General features: G+C 67.4%; 18 protein-coding genes and 1 other RNA gene. 5 read left to right on the top strand and 14 right to left on the bottom strand.

The genetic code is table 11. The features are described from left to right. Positions 1-149: 149 nt before the first annotated feature. The 3 genes from BRAS3809_RS08580 to BRAS3809_RS08570 all read right to left on the bottom strand — a co-directional run bounded on the left by BRAS3809_RS08580 (position 150) and on the right by BRAS3809_RS08570 (position 2233). Positions 150-1421, bottom strand: coding sequence for an RNA polymerase sigma factor (locus tag BRAS3809_RS08580; RefSeq protein WP_008961695.1), 1272 nt, complete (start codon positions 1419-1421; stop codon positions 150-152). After that, on the bottom strand, positions 1418-1786 hold the full coding sequence (locus BRAS3809_RS08575; RefSeq protein ID WP_008961694.1) for a YciI family protein: 369 nt from the start codon (positions 1784-1786) through the stop codon (positions 1418-1420). The genes BRAS3809_RS08580 and BRAS3809_RS08575 overlap by 4 nt, the downstream gene beginning before the upstream one ends. 99 nt (positions 1787-1885) lie before the next feature. Further along, positions 1886-2233, bottom strand: coding sequence for a hypothetical protein (locus BRAS3809_RS08570; protein ID WP_008961693.1), 348 nt, complete (start codon positions 2231-2233; stop codon positions 1886-1888). Positions 2234-2323: 90 nt separating this feature from the next. Between BRAS3809_RS08570 and BRAS3809_RS08565 the strand changes: the two genes are divergently transcribed. Next, entirely contained in the window at positions 2324-3301 is a 978-nt protein-coding gene (locus tag BRAS3809_RS08565) for a 2-hydroxyacid dehydrogenase (RefSeq protein ID WP_008961692.1), read from the top strand. Positions 3302-3305: 4 nt separating this feature from the next. On the opposite strand, the gene BRAS3809_RS08560 is transcribed toward BRAS3809_RS08565, so the two are convergent. Beyond that, positions 3306-3977, bottom strand: a complete 672-nt coding sequence (locus tag BRAS3809_RS08560) for a TetR/AcrR family transcriptional regulator (RefSeq protein ID WP_008961691.1) — start codon at positions 3975-3977, stop codon at positions 3306-3308. Positions 3978-4066: 89 nt separating this feature from the next. On the opposite strand from BRAS3809_RS08560, the gene BRAS3809_RS08555 reads away from it, so the two are divergent. Both BRAS3809_RS08555 and proA read left to right on the top strand, forming a co-directional pair. Continuing rightward, positions 4067-4711 (top strand): glutathione binding-like protein, encoded by a 645-nt coding sequence (locus BRAS3809_RS08555; RefSeq protein WP_008961690.1) that lies wholly within the window; start codon positions 4067-4069, stop codon positions 4709-4711. Positions 4712-4771: 60 nt separating this feature from the next. Further along, positions 4772-9466, top strand: a complete 4695-nt coding sequence (gene proA / locus BRAS3809_RS08550; RefSeq protein WP_240535627.1) for an anti-phage protein ProA — start codon at positions 4772-4774, stop codon at positions 9464-9466. A gap of 97 nt (positions 9467-9563) precedes the next feature. Here proA and ybgC read toward each other — a convergent pair whose 3' ends face one another. From ybgC to BRAS3809_RS08515, 7 genes are all read right to left on the bottom strand, one after another. Continuing rightward, a complete protein-coding gene (gene ybgC, locus BRAS3809_RS08545) occupies positions 9564-10013 on the bottom strand; it encodes a tol-pal system-associated acyl-CoA thioesterase (RefSeq protein ID WP_008961688.1) in 450 nt (149 codons plus the stop codon). 60 nt (positions 10014-10073) lie between these two features. Then, the gene (locus BRAS3809_RS08540) at positions 10074-10994 is read right to left on the bottom strand and encodes a metallophosphoesterase (RefSeq protein WP_008961687.1); all 921 of its coding nucleotides are present in this window, start codon (positions 10992-10994) and stop codon (positions 10074-10076) included. An 84-nt stretch (positions 10995-11078) separates the two neighbouring features. Further along, positions 11079-12128: a Holliday junction branch migration DNA helicase RuvB gene (ruvB, locus tag BRAS3809_RS08535; protein WP_008961686.1), complete on the bottom strand. Its 1050-nt coding sequence runs from the start codon at positions 12126-12128 to the stop codon at positions 11079-11081. Next, positions 12125-12544 carry a cytidine deaminase gene (locus BRAS3809_RS08530; protein ID WP_035655780.1) on the bottom strand — a complete coding sequence of 140 codons (420 nt, stop codon included), beginning with the start codon at positions 12542-12544 and terminating at the stop codon, positions 12125-12127. Before BRAS3809_RS08530 ends, ruvB begins: the two co-directional genes overlap by 4 nt. A 52-nt stretch (positions 12545-12596) precedes the next feature. Next, on the bottom strand, positions 12597-13214 hold the full coding sequence (gene ruvA / locus BRAS3809_RS08525; protein WP_008961684.1) for a Holliday junction branch migration protein RuvA: 618 nt from the start codon (positions 13212-13214) through the stop codon (positions 12597-12599). Beyond that, a complete protein-coding gene (gene ruvC, locus BRAS3809_RS08520) occupies positions 13211-13738 on the bottom strand; it encodes a crossover junction endodeoxyribonuclease RuvC (RefSeq protein WP_008961683.1) in 528 nt (175 codons plus the stop codon). Before ruvC ends, ruvA begins: the two co-directional genes overlap by 4 nt. A gap of 74 nt (positions 13739-13812) precedes the next feature. After that, positions 13813-14559, bottom strand: a complete 747-nt coding sequence (locus BRAS3809_RS08515) for a YebC/PmpR family DNA-binding transcriptional regulator (protein WP_008961682.1) — start codon at positions 14557-14559, stop codon at positions 13813-13815. Between the two features lie 225 nt (positions 14560-14784). Here BRAS3809_RS08515 and BRAS3809_RS08510 point away from each other — a divergent pair, with 225 nt between their 5' ends. Both BRAS3809_RS08510 and BRAS3809_RS08505 read left to right on the top strand, forming a co-directional pair. Next, positions 14785-16530 carry a methyl-accepting chemotaxis protein gene (locus BRAS3809_RS08510; RefSeq protein WP_035655778.1) on the top strand — a complete coding sequence of 582 codons (1746 nt, stop codon included), beginning with the start codon at positions 14785-14787 and terminating at the stop codon, positions 16528-16530. A gap of 45 nt (positions 16531-16575) precedes the next feature. Beyond that, a complete protein-coding gene (locus tag BRAS3809_RS08505) occupies positions 16576-18006 on the top strand; it encodes a methyl-accepting chemotaxis protein (RefSeq protein WP_008961680.1) in 1431 nt (476 codons plus the stop codon). Between the two features lie 10 nt (positions 18007-18016). On the opposite strand, the gene BRAS3809_RS08500 is transcribed toward BRAS3809_RS08505, so the two are convergent. From BRAS3809_RS08500 to ssrS, 3 genes are all read right to left on the bottom strand, one after another. Beyond that, complete coding sequence (locus tag BRAS3809_RS08500; protein ID WP_008961679.1) at positions 18017-18841, bottom strand: TIGR00282 family metallophosphoesterase; 825 nt, start codon at positions 18839-18841, stop codon at positions 18017-18019. Position 18842: 1 nt separating this feature from the next. Next, positions 18843-19424 (bottom strand): 5-formyltetrahydrofolate cyclo-ligase, encoded by a 582-nt coding sequence (locus tag BRAS3809_RS08495; RefSeq protein WP_008961678.1) that lies wholly within the window; start codon positions 19422-19424, stop codon positions 18843-18845. Between the two features lie 123 nt (positions 19425-19547). After that, positions 19548-19709, bottom strand: a non-coding RNA gene (gene ssrS / locus BRAS3809_RS34490) — 6S RNA. Positions 19710-20367: the final 658 nt, after the last annotated feature.

Genomic DNA, 20367 nt, shown 5'->3' with positions numbered 1-20367 from the left:
CCGCCCCACAATTCGGCGCGCGAGAGCGGCTGGTCCAAGCTGATCATCGACATCCCGAACTCCTCCCCATGATGCTGCTCCAAGGACGCCGGACGTCTGGCGCCGCCGACAGGGCTGCACAAAATTTTGGGTCGATCCTCAGCCTGACCTCATCGACCGGATTGGGTCGTCGCGTTTGCACTGTCGCGCATCAGCCGGTCGAGCTGCATGCGGATATGGGCCGCCTCGGCCGAGCTGTGCGCCAGCGCGATGGCGCGGTCGAACGCCGTCCGCGCCTCGTCGTTGCGCCCGAGCTGCATCAGCAGCGCGCCGCGCACGCCGAAGAAATAGAAGTAGTTGGCAAGGCGTCCCTCGAGCGGGGCGATCAGATCGAGCGCCGCCTCGGCGCCGCGCACCTTGGACACCGCAACCGCACGGTTGAGCGTCACCACCGGCGAGGGCTGCACCACCTCGAGCGCGCCATAGAGCAGGTCGATCTGGGTCCAGTCGGTATCCTCGGGCCGGGCCGCACGCGCATGCAGCGCCGCGACCGCCGCCTGGATCTGGTACGGCCCGCTGCGCCGGTGCCGCATCGCCTTGTCGATCAGCGCCAGGCCCTCGGCGATCATCGGCTGATTCCACAGCGTGCGGTCCTGATCCTCCAGCAGGATCGGCAGGCCCTCGGCGTCGAAGCGGGCCGCGCTGCGCGCGTGCTGCAACAGCAGCAGCGCCGTCAGGCCCATGATCTCCGGCTCGCCTGGAAACAGCCGCAGCAGCAGCCGCGCCAGCCGGATCGCCTCCTCCGACAGCTTCTGGCGCAGCGCGGCGGTCTCGCCGCTCGACGAATAGCCCTCGTTGAAGATCAGATAGATCATGGCGGCGACGGCCGTCAGGCGCTCGGCACGCTCGACCGCGCCCGGCGTCTCGAACGGCACGTTCGCCTGCGCGACGCGCGCCTTGGCGCGGGTGATGCGCTGCTCCATCGCCGCCTCGCTGACCAGGAAGGCGCGGGCAATCTGCTTGACCGTCAGGCCGGACACCACGCGCAGCGCCAGCGCGATCTGTTGCGTCGCCGGCAGCTCCTTGTGGCAGCAGATGAACAGCAGCCGCAGGATATCGTCGCGATAATGCGAGCCGTCCAGCCGGTCGACGACGGCGCTCTCGGCATCGCCGAGATCGGAGATCGCTTCATCCTCCGGCAGCGGCTGCTCGCGCCGGCTGCGCCTGACATCGTCGATCGCGGCATTGCGGCCGACCATGATCAGCCACGCCGCGGGATCGCGCGGCGGCCCGTTCTGCGGCCAGCTCTTCAGCGCGCGCAGGCAGGCGTTCTGGAACGCCTCCTCCGCCGTATCGAGGTCGCGGAAATAGCGCAGCAAGGCGCCGACGGCCTGGGGGCGTGCTGATGTCAGGGTCGCATCGATCCAGGCCGCGTCGCTCATGCCAGCGCTCCCCCCGGCCGGAAGGTGCCGACCGGGCGGATCTCGTAGGAGCCGCCGGGATTGGCCTCGCCGAGCTCGCGGGCCACCGCGAGCGCCTCGTCGAGATTGGCGCAGTCGACGATGTAGAAGCCGAGCAGCTGCTCCTTGGTCTCGGCATAGGGACCGTCGAGCACCAGCGGCGGATCCTCCTTGCGCAACGTCGTCGCCGCCGTCGTGGGCAGCAGCCGCGCCACCGGGCCGAGCCGTCCCTGCTTGGCGAGCCGCTCCTGGATGACCGCGAGCTTGGCCATGACCGCCGCATCCTGGTCCTTGCTCCAGGCGCAGACGACATCCTCATCGTGATAGCAAAGCAGCGCATACAGCATCGGCCGGCATCTCCGTTCGTCTCCAAGACGGCGGAGTATGCCCGGAGCCGACAGGCCCGCGAAGAATTTTCGCGGGTTCCGCCGGCAGGAACGACCGACCTACCAGGAGATGCCGTACTTGGCGGCGATGTTGCGCGCCCGCGTCTCCTGCGCGCTCTCGCGCGGCTGCTTCGACCGGCCCGCCTGCCGCTGCGACTGGCCCTGCCCGGAACCTTGCGCCTGACCTTGCCCTTGGCCTTGCCCCTGACCGGCGGCGCTCTGGCCCGCCTGCTGGCCGGCGCCCTGCGCCATGCCGGCCCCGCCAGCCTGCTGACCGGCCTGCGGCTGTCCGCCGCCCTTGCCGATGGAAATGCCGTTGGCCGACAGGATCGAGCCGACATCGATGGTCTGGGCCTGGGCCGAGGCGGATGCGACGACGAGAGCCGCGGCGAGAAGAATTTTGCGCATGACGATGTCTCCGTGTTTGATGCCCGGAGATTGGCCCGTCCGCCCGATCTGGTATGTGGGACAGATCACGCAAGCACAGAGGACCCTGCAATGACCAAAGGCGCGCTGGCGCTCCTGATCCATGGCGGCACCGATAACTGGTCGCCGCAGCGCTGGAAGGCGCGTTTCGACGATGTCTGCGCCGACCGCCCGGTGGTGCTGTTGCCCGATGCCGGGCTCGATCCGGCCAGCGTCCACTACGCGGCAGTATGGAAGCCGGTCCCCGGCGAGCTCGCCGGCTTCCCGAACCTGCGCGTGATCTTCAATCTCGGCGCCGGCGTCGACGCGCTGATGGCCGACAAGACCCTGCCCAGCGTGCCGCTGGTCCGGGTCGCCGTCGACGATCTCACGCAGCGGATGACGGAATGGGTCGTGCTGCACGTGCTGATGCACCATCGGCAGGAGCTGTATCTGCGCGAGTCGCAGCGGGTGAAGCGCTGGGCGCCGAAGTACCAATGGCCGGCGGCGGCGATCAATGTCGGCATCCTCGGATTGGGCACGCTGGGGATCGATGCGGCCGAGGTGCTCAAGCGCATCGGCTTCCAGGTCGCAGGATGGAGCCGCAGCAACAAGCAGGTCCAAGGCAACGAGAAGCGCATCGAGACCTACCATGGCGCGGCACAGCTCGATGCGTTCCTGGCGCGGACCGATATCCTGGTGTCGCTGCTGCCGCTGACGCCCGACACGCGCGGCCTTCTCGACCGCAAGATGTTCACGGGGTTGCGGCGCTCGTCGCCGCTCGGCGCGCCCATCATGATCAACGCCGGCCGCGGCGGCTTGCAGAACGAGGCCGACATCCTCGCCTGTCTCGACGACGGCACGCTCGGCGCTGTCTCGCTCGACGTGTTCGGCCAGGAGCCGCTGCCGGCCGACAGTCCGTTCTGGACGCATCCGAAGGTCGTGCTGACGCCGCACAACGCCGCCGACACCGACGCCGATGCGATCTCGCGCTATGTCGCCGAGCAGATCGTGACGTTCGAGGCCGGCGGCGCACTGCGCAACACGGTCGATCGCGTGAGAGGATACTGAGACGCTAGTTGCCGCCCAGCATGACATCGATCGCGCCCGCGACAATCGCCTCCAGCGCCTCGCGCGGCACCCGCGCGCGGGCGCGCACCGCGATCGAGTGGATCGTCGCCGACGCCATTTGCGCCAGCACGGCCGGATCGGCGCCTTCGGGCAGTTCGCCCTTCTCCTTGGCGCGCCGGAAGCAATGCGCAAACGCCTTGTCGAGCTCCGTCAGCGCATTCTGCACCATCGCGCGGATGTCGGGATCGGCCACCGCCTCCGAGCCCGCCGTCATCACCGTGAAACAGCCGCGCGGACCTTCCTCGCCGGAGAGATAGATATCGAGTGCGGAGGCAAAGATCTGCTCCAGCTGACGGCGCACGGGCCCATCGTTGCGGAAGACCTCGCCCATCAAGGCGCGCGCGTTGTCGCGGTAGCGCTGATAGCTCTTGATGTAGAGCTCGCGCTTGTCGCCGAACGCACCATAGAGGCTCGGCCGGTTCATCCCGGTGGCCGCGCTGAGGTCGTCGAGCGAGGTGGCAGAAAAGCCCGTCGTCCGGAACAGATCGAGCGCCTTGCCGAGCGCGACGTCCGGCTCATAGGCCCGCGGCCGCCCGCGCCGCTTCGGCTCCGCCGGTGCTGCAGGCTTTTCCGGGGGAGAGTCGCCTTGCGGCGGCCCTTTCTTTTTTTGTACCATTTCGCACTAAATTCCTTGACCCATCGCATATTATGCGGAACAGTATAAAAATCAATGAACGCTCCGGTCCGGAGCCCAGGGAGACGTCCATGGACCTTTATTTCTCACCGCTCGCCTGCTCTCTCGCCACCCGCATCGCGATCTACGAAGCCGGCGCCGCAGCGAATTATCTCGAGGTTGATCCGAAGACCAAGATCGTGATGCACGATGGCTCGGACTTCCGCGCTGTGAACCCGCTCGGCCTCGTCCCGACGCTGCGCACCGATGACGGCGACCTGCTCACCGAGAACGCCGCCATTCTTCAATATGTCGCGGACCGCTTTCCCGACGCGAAGCTCGGCACCGGCTCTGGCATGGACCGCAGCCGGCTGCATCAATGGCTCTGCTTCATCGGCACCGAGCTGCACAAGGGCCTGTTCATTCCGGTCCTCGACAGGACCGCGCCCGACGAGATGAAGGCCCATGTCCTGAAGAAGAACCTGTCGCGCCTCGATCATCTCGACAACCACCTGCGCGGTCGCGAGTTTCTGCTCGATCATTTCACCGTCGCCGACGCCTATCTCGTCACCGTGATCAACTGGACCATGGCCACGCCGCCGATCGAGCTCGCCAAATGGCCCGCCGTGAAAGCCTACTACGAGCGTCTGCGTGCACGGCCGTCGATCGCACGGGCGATCGCCGAGGAGTTCGAGCTCTACAAGGCGGAACTCGCGCGGCACAAGGCAGCCGCCTAGCCGCGATGCTTGACCGCGGTCACGCCGGGTTGCAATCCTCGAATCGCAGGAGGATTGCACGTGGCAGGCATATCCGTACGAGACCGATTGCTGGCGGACCGGCGCGCGCTGCTCGATCTGGGCACGCGCAACCGGCTCGTGCACATCCCGCTCAAGACCAAGACCACCCGCACGATCGACATCGTCGGCGCACGCTCGGCGACGCTGTTCGAGCTGCTCGGAGAAGGCAAGCGTCTCACGTTTCTGCCGACCAAGGCGGAGACGCCTGCAGAGAAGCCGGAAAATCCTGCGGCGACGGAGGACATCGCTCCGCCCCTCCCGCTGCCAGCACCGAGCGCGCCGTCCTCGAGCACAAGACAGACCGACAACGACTCTGAGACGCAGCCTCGGCCAGCCGATACGCGCCTCCAGACCCGCCTGTCGTCCGAGGCGCTGCAGAAGCGCCTGCTCGACATCTGGTACGACGCCCGCACGCTGGAGGAGGAACAGGGCGTCAACATCCTCTATCTCGCCTTTGGCCTGCTCAAATGGTTCGAGGACGACAAGTCGGACACCGAGCGCTTCGCACCACTCGTCCTGCTGCCTGTACGTCTCGAACGCAGCAGCGCGGCCGAGCGCTTCCATCTCGTGTCCCGCGCTGAGCCGCCCTCGCCCAACCTGTCGCTCCAGGCCAAGCTGAACGAGGAATTCGGACTCAAAATCGAGGATTTCGGCGACGAGGACGATGTCGATATCGCCGCCTATCTGGCGGGCATCGCCGAGACCGTCGCGGCCAAGAAGGGATGGGAGGTCAGGACGGACGCCATCATCCTCGGCTTCTTCTCCTTCTCGAAATTCCTGATGTATCGCGACCTCGATCCGGAGACCTGGCCGGCCGACGGCGCGCTGGACCGGCATCCGTTGATCACGGCGCTGCTGCAGAACGGCTTCGAAGCGTCAGAGCCGATCGTGGCCGACAATGGCAGGATCGATCCCGTGATCCAGCCAATCGCGATGAACCACGTCGTCGATGCGGATTCGTCGCAGGCTGTCGTGATCGAGGAAGTCGTCCGCGGCCGCGATCTCGTCGTCAAGGGACCGCCGGGCACCGGCAAGTCGCAGACGATCACCAACATCATCGCCGCGGCCGCGGCCGAAGGGAAGACGGTGCTGTTCGTGGCCGAGAAGATGGCGGCGCTGGACGTCGTGCACCGGCGACTGAAAGCCGTCGGGCTCGGGTCCCTGGCGCTCGAGCTGCACTCCAACAAGGCGAACAAGCGGATCCTGCTCGAAGAGCTGAAGCGCAGCAAATCCGCCAGCGTTCCATCACCGCGTGGCGAGGCCACCTTGGTGCAGCGGCTGACCGACAGCCGCGACGGCCTGAACCAGCACGCCGACATGATGCACCAGCCGCATCAGCCCAGCGAGCTCACGCCGTTCCGGCTGCTCGGCCATCTCGTGCGTTGCGGCGAAACCTCCACGCAGCCGGCGCTGCCCTTGCAAGGCGCTGCATCCTGGACACCGCTGGACCTGGAGCGGCGGCGCGAGCTGATCGCAGAGCTGGCGGAACGCATCGCGGCCGATGGAGCCCCGCATTTGCACCCGTGGCGCGGCGTCGGCCGCGATGCGCTGGACCCTGCCGAGATGGCTGAGCTGCGGAAGTCGCTCGCGGATGTCGCAAGCTTGCTCGACCGTGTCGGCGCCGGGGGTACACGCATCGGCACGATGTTCGGGCTGCCGTCGCCGGCCACCTTGGCCGACGCCACGGGCATGCTGGGGTTCGCCGAAGCCGCGGCGGCCATGCCCGATTGCGACAGAGCTGCCTTTCGAGATCCCATCTGGAGCCGGCCGCACGAGATAGCCGACGTCGTCGACAAGGGCCTGCGCTACGCCAAATTGAAGACTGCCTTCGAGCAGGCTTTCGTCGATTCCGCCTGGGATGCATCGATGGCCGATTGCCGCAGGGTGATCGCAGAAAAAGGCGGTTCGTGGTTTCGACTGCTCAGCGCACGCTATCGCGGGCAGATGGCGCTGCTGACCTCGTACCTGAAGGTGCCGATGCCGAAAGCGCTCGATCAGCGGCTTCTGCTGATCGACGGCCTCATCGCCGCGCAGGCCGCGCGCAAATCCTTCGACGATGTGGCGAGCGCCGGCAGCGCGGCCTTCGGGACGGCCTGGCAGAAGGAGCAATCCGACTGGGATGCGCTCGCGAAGCTGGCGGCCTGGTGGACGGCGTTCCCGAAACTATTCGCCAATGCTGAGACGCGCCAACGTCTGGCCCAGCTCACGCTGTCCAGCGAGGACCGGCAAGCGATCGATGATTTCAAGGCCGATCTCGTTCGCATGAGGTCAGGCCTTCAGCGGCTGATCGATTTTCTGCAGCTGGACCCCAGCCGCATCCCGCTGAATCAAAGCGATCCTGTGCGCCTCGACTCGTTGTCGCAGACCCTGTCGGAGTGGCAGACCTCCACCGAGCGCCTCACCCGCTGGATCGCCTTCATGGAGCGCGTCCGCCTCGCGCGCGCCGACGGTCTCGCGGCGCTGGTCGACCGCGCACTGGATGGCTCGCTGCCTGGCGACTTGCTCGAACAGACCTTCGACACCTCCTACTATGACGCCATGCGCGGCGTGATCTTCGCCCAGCATCCTCAGCTCAAGCGCTTCGACGGCGAGTCGCATGACCGGCTGGTCGAGGGCTTCCGCAAGCTCGACGTCGAGCGCATGCAGCTCGCGCGCGACCAGATTGCCTACGAGCATGCCGCGGCACTGCCGCGCAATGCCGGCGGCATCGGCCCGCTCGGCGTGCTCAATGGCGAGCTCGCCAAGAAGCGCAATCACCTGCCGATCCGCCAGCTTCTGGAGCGCGCGGGTCCGGTCGTTCAGCAGATCAAGCCGATCTTCCTGATGAGCCCGCTGTCGGTGGCCCAATTCCTCAAGCCCGGCGCGATCGCCTTCGACCTGCTAGTCGTCGACGAGGCCTCGCAGATCGAGCCGGTCGACGCGCTCGGCGCGGTCGCGCGCTGCCGGCAGATGGTCGTGGTCGGCGACGAGCGCCAGCTGCCGCCGACGCGCTTCTTCGCCAAGCTCACTGGAAACGACGATGAGGACAATGAGGATGAGGATCAGCCGACCTTCCAGGTGAAGGATGCCGAGAGCATTCTCGACCTCTGCCTCGCCAAGGGCCTGTCGCATCGGATGCTGAACTGGCACTACCGCAGCAAGCACCAGTCGCTGATCGCCGTGTCGAACAAGCAGTTCTACGACAACCGGCTGTTCATCGTGCCGAGCCCCTATGACGCCGTGGCGGGCATGGGGCTGAAGTTCAACTACAACCCCGATGCGCATTATGAGCGCGGCAGCAGCCGGACGAATCCCAGGGAGGCTCGGATCGTCGCCGAGGCGGTGATGCGGCACGCTCGAGAGATGCCGGAGCGAAGCTTGGGGGTCGCGACCTTCTCGGTGGCGCAGCGCCAGGCCATTCAGGATCAGCTTGAAATCCTGCGGAAGGAAAGCCCCGGCACCGAGGAGTTCTTCTCACGCGGCACCAGCGAGCCGTTCTTCGTCAAGAATCTCGAGAACATCCAGGGCGACGAGCGCGACGTCATCTTCATCTCGATGGGCTATGGCCGGACGAAGGAAGGCTTCGTCTCGATGAGCTTCGGTCCGCTGAACTCCGATGGCGGCGAGCGCCGCCTCAACGTGCTGATCTCCCGCGCCAAGCTGCGCTGCGAGGTGTTTTCCTCCATCACCGGCGACGACATCGACCTGTCGCGCGCGAAAGGCCGCGGCATCGCCGCGCTGAAGACATTCCTGAACTTCGCGCAGACGGGCCAGCTCGGCATCGCCCAGGAGACCGGCCGCGATCCCGACTCGGTGTTCGAGGAGCAGGTCGCCGCCAGGCTGCGGGCGATCGGCCATGACGTGAAGATGCAGATCGGCACCGCCGGTTTCTTTGTCGATCTGGCGATCGTCGATCCGGATAAGCCCGGCCGCTTCCTGCTCGGCATCGAATGCGATGGCGCGCAGTATCACGCCTCCCGCTCGGCCAGGGATCGCGATCGGCTGCGGCAGAACGTGCTCGAAGCGCATGGCTGGGTGCTGCATCGGATCTGGTCGACCGACTGGTTTCTCCGGCCCAAGGAGGAAACCGACAAGGTTCTGCGCGCCATCGACGCCGCCAAGGCGCATTGGCGGGAGATCGACGAGGGCGCCGTCGAAGCGCAGCCGGTGCCGCAAGCAGGGCCCGACGTCGAAGCGCCGGAGCCGGCCGAAGAGCGCCCTGCAGAGGTCGTCGCCCAGGCGCCGACCGTGGTGCCTTACGAAGAGGCGAAGCTGCGGGTCCGCCGGGAGATCGAGCCGCACGAGACATCGCTCTCCAACATGATGCGGCACGTCGTCGAGATCGTCGCCGTGGAGGGACCGGTGCATGAATCCGAAATCATCGTCCGGATTCGATCGGCCTGGGGCCTCGCCCGCGCCGGCAACCGCATCCGCGATGCGGTGAAGGCGGCGCTGAATGCGGCCGCGGCGAAAGGACAGATCGCCGGAGGTCCGTTCTACAACATCCCGGGCCAAGCGATCGTCGTACGAAACCGCGAGGACGTGCAGTCGACGACCCTGCGCAAGCCCGAGATGCTGCCGCCGGAGGAGATCAAGGCCGCCATCCTGCAGGTCGTCGAGCAGAATTTTGGCGCCGAGGAGGACCAGTTGATCCAGGCGGTGGCCCGCCTGTTCGGGTTCGGGGCGACGAGCGCCCAGTTGCGGGAAGCCGTGTAGGGTGGCCTCAAAGACCTTCTCGATGCGGGACGGCTGCGGCGCGAGGGTGAGCTACTCACCAAGCCGGAGGCCTCGCCCGCCGCGCCGGCTTGATCCGCTATGCGAGGTCGGCCTTCATCAGGTCGCGCAGCGCCTTCGGAATCGGCTGCGCCTTGCCGCCGCTGATGAAGGCGACGCGGACGTCGGCCTTGACGAGCACCTCCTCGCCGCGCCGCACCTCCTGCGCCAAGGTGATCGACGCGCCCTTCACCGCGATCGGCCAGGTGACGACGTCGAGCACATCGTCCATCCGCGCCGGCCGCAGGAAGTCCAAGGTCATCGAGCGGACGACGAAGGCGAAGCCCGGGGCCTCGCTCGCCGCCTCCGCAAACAGCGCATGCTGCTCGGCCCCCATCAGCCGCAGGTGGTTGGTGCGACCGCGCTCCATGAAGCGGAGGTAGTTGGCGTGGTAGACGATGCCTGAAAAATCCGTGTCCTCGTAGTAGACGCGCACCTGCATGTGGTGGCGGCCGTCGCGGATCTCGCCGTCGAGATGTCTTTGGGTCACCGGAAATCCTCGATCGCAGGCAATGCGATCGTTTGGCGCAAGTGAACCGCGAGCGCAAGCTCAAGACGTCACTTCGGCCGATTCCCCACCGACGGTGACCTGCACGATCTCCGGCGGCATGCCGATCCGCACCGGCATGATGCTGCAGCCCAGGCCCCCGGAGACGATCACATCGCATTGCGTGCGGATGTGACCATAGGCGAGATTGACGCCGTTGCGCGTCGGCACGGCCGGCGACCAGCCGAGCACCCGGACCTGGCCGCCATGCGTGTGACCGGACAGTTGCAGTGCCACCCGCGAGGGTACGCGGAGCGCCACGTCGGGCTCGTGCGCGAGCAGGATCACCGGCGCGCTGTCCATCACCTTGCGGAGCGTACCCGCGAGATCATCGACGCCGATCCGCGGCACCGGCCGGAAGCGACGCGCCGGCATGTAGGCCAGTTGATCGCCGAGGCCCGCGAGCCAGAAGGCGTGGCCGTTCTTGGAGAGACGGACGACATCGTTCTCGTAGACCGGAATGCCGGCAGCCTCGAGCGCCTTCTGCGCAAAGGGAGCGCCCCGGCCGTCGCGCTGCACGGACCGGTCATCCCAATAATCATGATTGCCGAGAATGGCGTGAACGCCGAGCGGCGCCTTGAGGCCGCCGAGCACCGGCGCCCACTCCGAGGCGTCGATGCGGCCGATGTGATGACGATGACCGGCGACGTAGTCGCCGAGCAGGACGATCAGGTCCGGCTCTAGCGCATTGGTGCGCTGGACGATGCCGTCGATATGCGCGAGCGACATCCAGGGATCGCAGGCATGGATGTCGGCGATCGCCGCGATCTTCAACTGCAGCCCGGCCGGCCAGCCGCGCGGACGAACGTGGTAGTCGGTGACCTCCAGGCGGAGCGGCTCGACGCCGACGCCGTAGGTGGCGGTGGAAAAACCGGTGGCGGCAAATCCGCCGGAGAATGAGAGAAAGCGACGGCGTGACAGCATGGACGAACTCCTCGCAGCGGCTCCCTTCTCGCTGGTCATTGCAACCGATTTCGGGTGCGTCTGTGCAGATTGTCAGCAGTTTCGCTAGACATCGTCGTCATTGCCGAACAGCCCGATCTGGCTGGGATCGCGGTTTGAGGGCTCGGCCATGCCGAGATGCTTGAACGCGTGCGAGGTCAGGAGACGGCCGCGCGGCGTGCGCTGCAGATAGCCGCACTGAATGAGATAGGGCTCGATGATGTCCTCGATCGCATCGCGCGGCTCCGACAGCGCCGCGGCCATGGTCTCGACCCCGACCGGCCCGCCGCCGTAGTTCAGCGCGATGGTCGAGAGATAACGCCGGTCCATCGCGTCGAGCCCAGCCGCATCCACTTCCAGTGCGCTGAGCGCGTGATCGGCAATCGCGCGGTCGATCGCGCTGGCGTTGGCGGCCGAGGCGAAGTCACGGACACGGCGCAGCAAGCGGCCGGCGATGCGCGGCGTGCCGCGGGCGCGGCGCGCGATCTCGTTGGCACCATCGGCGGTCATGCCGACGCCGAGCACGCGGGCGCCGCGCGTGACGATGCCTTCGAGCTCCTCGACGGTGTAGAAGTTCAGCCGGATCGGAATGCCGAAGCGATCGCGCAGCGGATTGGTCAGCAATCCCGCACGCGTCGTGGCGCCCACCAGCGTGAATTTCGACAGGTCGATCTTCACCGAGCGTGCGGCAGGTCCCTCGCCAATAATGAGGTCGAGCTGGAAATCCTCCATCGCCGGATAGAGCACTTCCTCGACCGCCGGGCTGAGGCGATGGATTTCGTCGATGAACAGCACGTCGCGCTCTTCGAGATTGGTCAGCAGCGCCGCGAGGTCGCCGGCCTTGGCGATGACCGGGCCAGAGGTCGCGCGGAAACCGACACCGAGCTCGCGCGCGACGATCTGCGCCAGCGTGGTCTTGCCGAGGCCCGGCGGGCCGACGAACAGCACGTGATCGAGCGCCTCGCCGCGCTTGCGCGCCGCCTCGATGAAGATCGACAGATTGGCGCGCGCCTGCTGCTGGCCGACGAACTCCGACAGCTGCTGCGGCCGCAGCGCAGTGTCGCCGACATCGTCGGAGCGCCGCTCCGGGCTGACCATGCGCGCCGGCGGCTTCATTCGTTACCGCGCTTGTATTTGTTCGGCAGCAGCTCGCCGATGGTCACAACCTCGGGCGCCTTGCCGTTCGACGGCACGATGACGCGCGCCTTGGCATCGTAGTCATGAATCAGCTCGCGGCAGGTGCCGCAAGGCGAGACCACGGCGACTTCTCCCGGTTCGCCGGGTTTGGGATGCCGCACCGCGACGATGGTCTCGATGCCGTGGTCGCCGAATTCCGTGATGGCTCGGCCGATGGCGATCGCCTCGGCACAGACGGCGTTGCGGCCGAGATAGGCGTCGATGTTGACGCCGGTGATGATGCGGCCGTCGCGGGTGCGCATGGCGGCACCGACCTCCTGCCAATCGTTGCGGTAGCGGTTTTTCACCGCCGACGTGGCCGCCTCGATCAGCTCCTTGTCCTTCTTGCTCACCATGGGGAAGATCGTTGTCCTTCTGCTCGCCCGGTGCGGCGACCTAATTGGCAACCTATTTGGCCAGCTCCTTGAGGCCGAGGCGGATGAGTTGAGCGGTCTCGGCCTTGTCGCCGGCGGCACGCGAGGCTGCGGCGATCGCGGCGGCGGCCTGCGGCTGGCCATAGCCGAGATTGATAAGCGCGGAGATCGCATCCGCGATCGGCTGCGGTGCACGGGACTCCTCGATCGCCCCCGACAGGCGCACCACGCCCGGATCGACATCGGCGAAGGCCGGCGCCTTGTCCTTCAGTTCGGTGACGATTCGCTCGGCGACCTTCGGGCCGACGCCCGGCGTGCGCGCCACCGCGGCCTTGTCGCGCAGCGCGATGGCGTTGGCGAGATCGGCCGGCGGCAAGGTGCCGAGCACGGCGAGGGCGACCTTGGCGCCGACGCCCTGCACGGTCTGCAAAAGACGAAACCATTCCCGTTCGACATCCGAGCGAAAACCGAACAGCTTGATCTGGTCCTCGCGCACATAGGTCTCGATCGATAATGTGGCGGCTTCACCCGGCGACGGCAAGGCCTGCAGGGTGCGTGCCGAGCAGTGCACCTGGTAGCCGACACCGCCGACGTCGAGGATCACGAAATCCTCGGCATAGGAATCGATCAGGCCCTTGAGCTTGCCGATCATAGGCCGGCCACCTTCATGCGCAGCGCCTGGCCCTGGCGGTGATGCGCGTGGGTGATGGCGATCGCCAGCGCGTCGGCCGCGTCGGCCGAGGGCGGCTCGGCCTTGGGCAGCAGGATCTTCAGCATGACCGCGATCTGGCCCTTGTCGGCGTGACCCGCCCCGACGACGGTCTTCTTGACCTGGTTGGGGGCGTATTCGGCGACCGAAATTCCGAACATCGCCGGCGCGAGCATGGCGATGCCGCGGGCCTGGCCGAGCTTCAGGGTAGCAACGCCGTCCTTGTTGACGAAGGTCTGCTCGACCGCCGCCTCCAGCGGCTGGAAGTCGTTGAGGACCTTGGCGAGCCCCTCGTGGATCGCCAGCAGCCGGCTCGCCAGCGGCAGGTCATCCGGGGGCTCGACCGAGCCGCAGCCGACATAGATCAGCCGGTTGCCCTCGCTCTCGATCACGCCCCAGCCGGTGCGGCGGAGGCCGGGATCGATCCCGATGATGCGGATGGCTGAGCGAATCGGCTGGGCTTTCATGGGTAAGGGATAGCCTCGCGCCGCCCCGGAGGAAACATAAACGGAACGACCGGGGGGGCGTGGTTTACCGTCCGTCAACCGCCCATCTTCGCCATCAGCGCATCGGAAATCTCGAAATTGGCATAGACGTTCTGGACGTCGTCGTGCTCGTTCAGGAGATCCATCAGCTTGACCAGCTTCTCGCCGGTCTCGTCGTCGACTGACACCGTGTTCTGCGGCTTCCAGGTCAGCGCCGCCTTGCGCGGCTCGCCGAACTTGGCCTCGAGGTTCTTGGCGACCTCGTGAAAACTGTCCGGCGAGGCATAGACCTCGTGGCCGCCCTCGCCCGAGATCACGTCGTCGGCGCCGGCCTCGATCGCGGCATCGAGCACCGCGTCATCCGAGGCGACGCTGCGGTCGAATTCGATGATGCCGACACGGTCGAACATGAACGACACCGAGCCGGTCTCGCCGAGATTCCCGCCCGACTTGGTGAAGAAGGAGCGGATGTCGGAGGCGGCGCGGTTGCGGTTGTCGGTCAGCGCCTCGACGATCACGGCGACGCCGCCCGGACCATAACCCTCGTAACGGATCTCGGCGTAGTTCTCGCCCTCGCCGCCGAGCGCCTTCTTGATGGCGCGCTCGATATTGTCCTTCGGCATGTTCTCGGCGCGGGCCGCGACCACGGCGGCGCGCAGGCGCGGGTTCATCGCCGGGTCCGGCGTGCCGAGCTTGGCGGCGACCGTGATTTCGCGCGCCAGCTTGCCGAACAGCTTGGACTTCATCGCATCCTGCCGGCCCTTGCGATGCATGATGTTCTTGAATTGGGAATGGCCGGCCATGCGAGGTCTCTTGCAATCGTCTGGAGGTCAGTTGCGGGAAGCGCGGCCTTATAGGCCGGGAATCGTCAAAATCAAAGATTTGGGGTGGTTTCAAGGGGGGCGAGCAGCCCTGGGGACCGCTGCACCGCCTCGTCCCATAAGCCAAATGTTAACCATGGGTTCACTGTCAAGTGCAAGGATGCCGGCCTTCTGCAGCTTTTCACGCGCGACCAGGGGTCCTCCCCAATGGCGTTTGGTTTCCTTGCAAGACGTGCCCCCGCGCCCGAGCCGGTGGTCGAGCCGAAGCCTGTCGCCGCCCCTGAGCCGCCGGCGGCGCCGGACGATTCGGCCGGGGCGATCCTCGACCTGCTGGAGCTCGAGCTCGGCGGCATGATCCGCCAGCTGGAGCGCGCCGCCAATGCGGTCGCCAGCGGCGCCGAGGCCACGGCGGGAACGCTGACCGACATCCGCCAGCGCGCCGACGCCCTGTCCGGCCGCAGCAGTACCGCCCAAGGAACCGCCGCGACCTTCGCCCAGGCGGCCGAGAAGGTCACCCAGTCCGCCCATGGCATCCGCGCCCAGGTCCAGGATGCCGGCCAGCTTGCCGACCAGGCCAGCGCGGCGGCCCGCGAGGCGCGCGACAATGTCGACCGGCTGCGCGAATCCTCCGCGGCGATCGGCAACGTCGTCAACCTGATCTCGCAGATCGCGCGCCAGACCACCCTGCTTGCGCTGAATTCCACCATCGAGGCCGCCCGCGCCGGCGAGGCCGGCCGCGGCTTCGCCGTGGTCGCGACCGAGGTCAAAGCGCTGGCGGTGCAGACGCAGCACGCGACCGAGGAGATCACCCGCAAGATCGAGGCGCTGCAGAAGGATGCGGGCGGCTCGGCCGACGCCGTGCACCGTATCGCACAAGCCATCGAGGCGATCCGCCCGGTCTTCACCAACGTCAACGGCGCGGTCGCCGCGCAGAACCAGACCACCGGCGAGATGTCGAGCAGTGCAGCCCAGGCCTCGCAGTTCATCTCGTCCGTGGTCGACAGCGCCGCCGAGATCGGCAGCGCCACCCAGCAGGCCGAAAGCTATGGCGAGCGCGTCACCAGCGCCGGCCGCGCGGTGACGATGTATGCCCAGAAGCTCAAGGCGCGGTGCGCCGTGCTGCTGCGCCAGGGCGATCGCGCGGTGCGCAGCGGCAGCGAGCGCCTGCCGTGCCACCTCAAGCTCGAGATCAAGTCGGGCGGTCGCGTGATCACCGCACCGGTCTACGAGATCTCCAACGATGGCGTGCTGATCACAGGCCCCGAGGCCGGCCGCCTCGGCGCCAATGAGGTCGTCGACGCCGTGCTCGAAGATGTCGGGCCCTGCCGGCTGCGGGTGACCGAGCAGGTCAAGGCCGGCGCCCAGGCGCGGTTCGATGCGCCGGGCGCCGAGCTGCGCGAGAAGATCGAGGACAAGCTCTGGGCGCTCCACGAGGAGAACAACGAGTTCGTCGCCCGCGCCATGGAGGCCGGGACCGAGCTGAACCGGATCTTCGAGAGCGCTGTCAGCCGCGGCGAGATCACGCTCGAGGACATGTTCGACACCGACTATGTCGAGATCCCCGGTACCAATCCGCAGCAGCATCGCAGCCGCATTCTCGACTGGGCCGAGCGCGCTTTGCCCGCCTTCCAGGAGGCGTTCCTGGCCAGGGACCAGCGGATGGCGTTCTGCGTCGCGATCGACCGCAACGGCTATCTGCCGGTCCACAACAAGATCTACTCGCATCCGCAGCGGCCGGGCGACGTCGCCTTCAACACCGCCAACAGCCGCAACCGCCGCATCTTCAACGACCCGGCCGGACTCGCGGCCGGCCGCAACCAGCGGCCTTATCTGATCCAAAGCTACGCGCGCGACATGGGCAACGGCAACACCGTCATGATGCGCGAGATCGACGTGCCGATCCGCGTCCGCGGCCGGCACTGGGGCGGCTTCCGCACCGCCTACAAACTGTGAGCCGAGCGGTGAGATGCTGAATTTTTCGAGCTCTGGAGCCTGAACATGTCGGTCGCGCAACGCGCCATTCTGGAAAGTCATGATGCGCGCTCCGGCGCCGAACGCCTGATCGACGAGATCGCCGACCGCATCGGCGGGCTCGGCGTCGAGCTGGCCGACGTCGCCGGCAACGTGCAGGAGGTCGCCAACCGCGTCAGCTACCAGTCGCAGCGGTTCGGGCACCTGCAGGCCACCGCCAAGACCATGGTGGCGGCCAATCACGACATCGCCACCGCCTCGCAGGCGGTACAATCGGCCACGACCGCCGCGGTCGGCGACATTGCGCAGTCGCGCAACGTGGTCGAGACGGCGGTGCGGCACATTTCCGAGCTGGTCGATTCGGTCGAACGGATCGAGCAGCGGCTCGGCTCGGTCGGCGATGCCTTGTCGCAGGTCGCCAAGGTCTCGGTGGCGATCGAAGCGATCGCCAAGCAGACCAACCTGCTGGCGCTCAACGCCACCATCGAGGCCGCCCGCGCCGGCAGCGCCGGCAAGGGCTTCGCCGTCGTCGCGAGCGAGGTGAAATCGCTCGCCGAGGCGACGCGGCAGGCGACGCAGCAGATCGGCGATACCCTGCGCGGGCTGGATTCGCAGGTGAAGAGCCTGCTCGGCGAGAGCGGCCAGGCCTCCTCGCGCGCCAAGACCGCGGGCGAAGGCGCCCAGCAGATCGGCGGCATCATCGTCCGCGTGCAGGACGGTTTCACCAGCGTCGGCCAGGAGATCGACGGCGTGGCGAAGGCCGCCACCTCCAACCTCGCGCATTGCGACGCCGTCATCAGCGAGCTCGCCGAGCTCGCCAAGGGCGTCGACCAGTCGTCGCTCGAGCTCAAGCAGGCCGACAGCCGCATCGCCAAGCTGCTCGATCACTCCGAAGCGTTGATCGGAATGATCGCCGAGAGCGGCGTCGAAACCGCCGATGCGCCGCTGATCCGCAGCGTGGTCGAGACCGCCCGGCAGATCTCGGCGGCCTTCGAGGCCGGCATCGACAGCGGCGAGATCGCCCTCGCCGATCTGATGGACGAGAACTACCGCGAGATTCCCGGCACCAACCCGAAGCAATATCTCACCCGCTACGTCGAGTTCACCGACCGCGTGCTGCCCCCCATTCAGGACCCGATCCAGGGCAGCGATCCGCGCATCGTGTTCTGCGTCGCCTGGGCCCGCGGCGGCTACCTGCCGACGCACAACCCCAACTACCGCAAGCCGCAGGGTCCCGACCCCGTCTGGAACAACGCCAACTGCCGCAACCGCCGGCTGTTCGAGGACCGCGCGGTGAAGAAGGTAGCCGCCGCGAGCAACAAGCCGTTCCTGCTGCAGACCTACCGCCGCGACATGGGCGGCGGGCAGTTCGTGCTGATGAAGGACCTGTCCGCGCCGATCTTCATCAAGGGTCGGCATTGGGGCGCGTTCCGGATGGGCTTCCGGATCACGGTCTGACCCGCTCCGCTCAGGCCCCCCAGAATGCCGGCCTGGCCTGCGCCAGCCGGCCGCCGATGCGCACCGGCGCGATCCGCTCCGCGAGCCCCGTCGCGTCGTCGGTCTCGACCGCGACCCCGCTCAGCGTCGCCTCGCCCATCGCCGGCTCGAAGCGCGCCGACGGGATGCCGGACTGGAAGCGGCGCAGCGGCTCGTCCTTCTGCATGCCGATGATCGAGTCGTAATCGCCGGTCATCCCGGCATCGGTCATGTAGGCAGTGCCGCCGGGCAGGATCTGGTGATCGGCGGTGGGCACATGGGTGTGGGTGCCGACGACCAGGCTGGCGCGGCCGTCGCAGAAATAGCCGAGCCCCTGCTTCTCGCTGGAGGCCTCGCAATGCACGTCGACCACGACGGCATCCGCCGCCTCGCGCAACGGACAGGCATCGAGCTCCCGGCCGATGGCGGCAAACGGATCATCGAACGGCGTCATGAACACCCGACCGAGCACGTTGACCACCAGCGCTCTCGCGCCCGTCTTGGCCTCGACCAGCGCGGCGCCGCGGCCGGGCGTGCCGCGCGGATAGTTCGCGGGCCGCACCAGGCGCGGCGCGCGCTCGATGAACACCAGCGCCTCGCGCTGGTCCCAGGAATGGTTGCCGAGCGTCACGGCATCGGCGCCGGCGTCGACCAGCTCCTGATAGATCGCCTCGGTGATGCCGAAGCCGCCGGCCGCGTTCTCGCCATTGACGATGACGAGATCGAGCCGCCAGTCGCGGATCAGGCCTGGAAGGTGGTCTGTGACGGCGGTCCGGCCGGACCGGCCGACGACGTCGCCGACGAAGAGAATTCGCAACTCAATGGCTCCGGAAATCCAAGATCTCACGCTCGGTTAGCACATAATCCAGCGCCGCGTCGTGGGCCAAGGCCGGGACCTCCGCGGTTTCCTGGACGGCGAAGCCGAGGCCTATGCCGATGACGTGATGCGTTTTGCGCAGGTGCGAGAAGGTGTAGTCGTAGTAGCCGCCGCCATAGCCGATGCGGTGGCCGCTGCGGTCGAAGGCCGCGAGCGGCACCAGCATGATGTCCGGCACCAGTTCGGCCGCCACCGGCGACGGCTCGGGAATCCCGAGCGCACCGAGCATCAGCCGGTCACCGGGCGCATAGGCGCGGAACGACAGCGAATGGCCGCGCGCCAGCACCACCGGCAGCGCCAGACGCGCGCCCTGCCCGGCCAATTCGCGCATCAGCGGCATCGGATCGAGCTCGTTGCGGATCGGCGCATAGCCCGAGACCACCAGGCCCGGCTTCAGCGCGAACGGCAGGCCGCGGGCCGCGATGGCCTGCGCGGCGGCGGCTCTGTCGTCCTCGCCGAGGGCGTCGCGCGCCGCGAGCGCCGCGGCGCGGAGCTGCTGCTTGGTGTGCTGAGCGGCCTTCATCGGCATGCGACGGGACCTCCGTTCCAGAGCGCGCGAGCGCGAGCACGTCAACGTTGCAGAAACGCGGCAGGTCGGCAACCGATGGGGAACAGGCAGGGGCAGGAGGATGGGCAGGACGATAAGAGCGAAGCCGCAATCGCCGTTGAAACGCTCGATCCCGGAGTTCCCTACGAAAGTAGGTGGGCACCATATGTCCGGGTCCACGGACCCGGCCAGGGACAGTTCCCTAAAGGATCGATAAGGCCCCGGGGATATGTTGGTTCCGGACGCGCGTCGCAGCCTCGCCGGGCCAATGTAACCATGGCCGGGTGATTTTGCCAGCTTCTGTGACGCCACGGGACCGGATTGCGCCACGCCCGCCACCCTCGGTGCTTGATCCTCATGGCGCGGAGCGCCGCCCTTGCGGCGCGTCTCGAACCATGAGGCCACGACGGGGCCTCGCCCTTCGAGACGCCCGCCTCCGGCGGGCTCCTCAGGGTGAGGGTTGAGGACGTGCGGGACGAAAGAGCACGAGACCGAATTGCGCCGCTTTCCACGAACGCGTCTCCCGGCATGTTCACGGCCAATGTGCGGCGCCGCGCTCGGCTCTCTCCCCTCTTCATGGGGACGCTGCACGTGGGCGATGCGTTACGCCGCGCTCGGTGCCGAACCCTCATGGTGAGGAGCGCCGGGCTCCGAAGCCCGCCCCGCGACAGCCGCCCGCAGCGGCGCGCCTCGAACCATGAGGCCGCCGCTGGCGCGGGCACTGGACTGGACAGAACCGCATCGACCGCATCATGTCGGCGTCCTCCGACGGGCCCATCCCAATGGACAGCTTCTGGCATGGCTTCGCACCCTCGCGGCGCCTGGCGTCCGAGTTTGTTGATCGAGGTCGCCCCCTTCGAGACAGAGGGCGCAGGGAAGGCCGGGCGTCGGCTGACGCCCATGGCCCGCCTGCGAGAAG

It is taken from the genome of Bradyrhizobium sp. STM 3809, from assembly GCF_000239795.1.
Taxonomy (GTDB): domain Bacteria; phylum Pseudomonadota; class Alphaproteobacteria; order Rhizobiales; family Xanthobacteraceae; genus Bradyrhizobium.
Note: the sequence above shows the minus strand (reverse complement) of the source record. Positions and strands in the feature narration are given on the sequence as shown.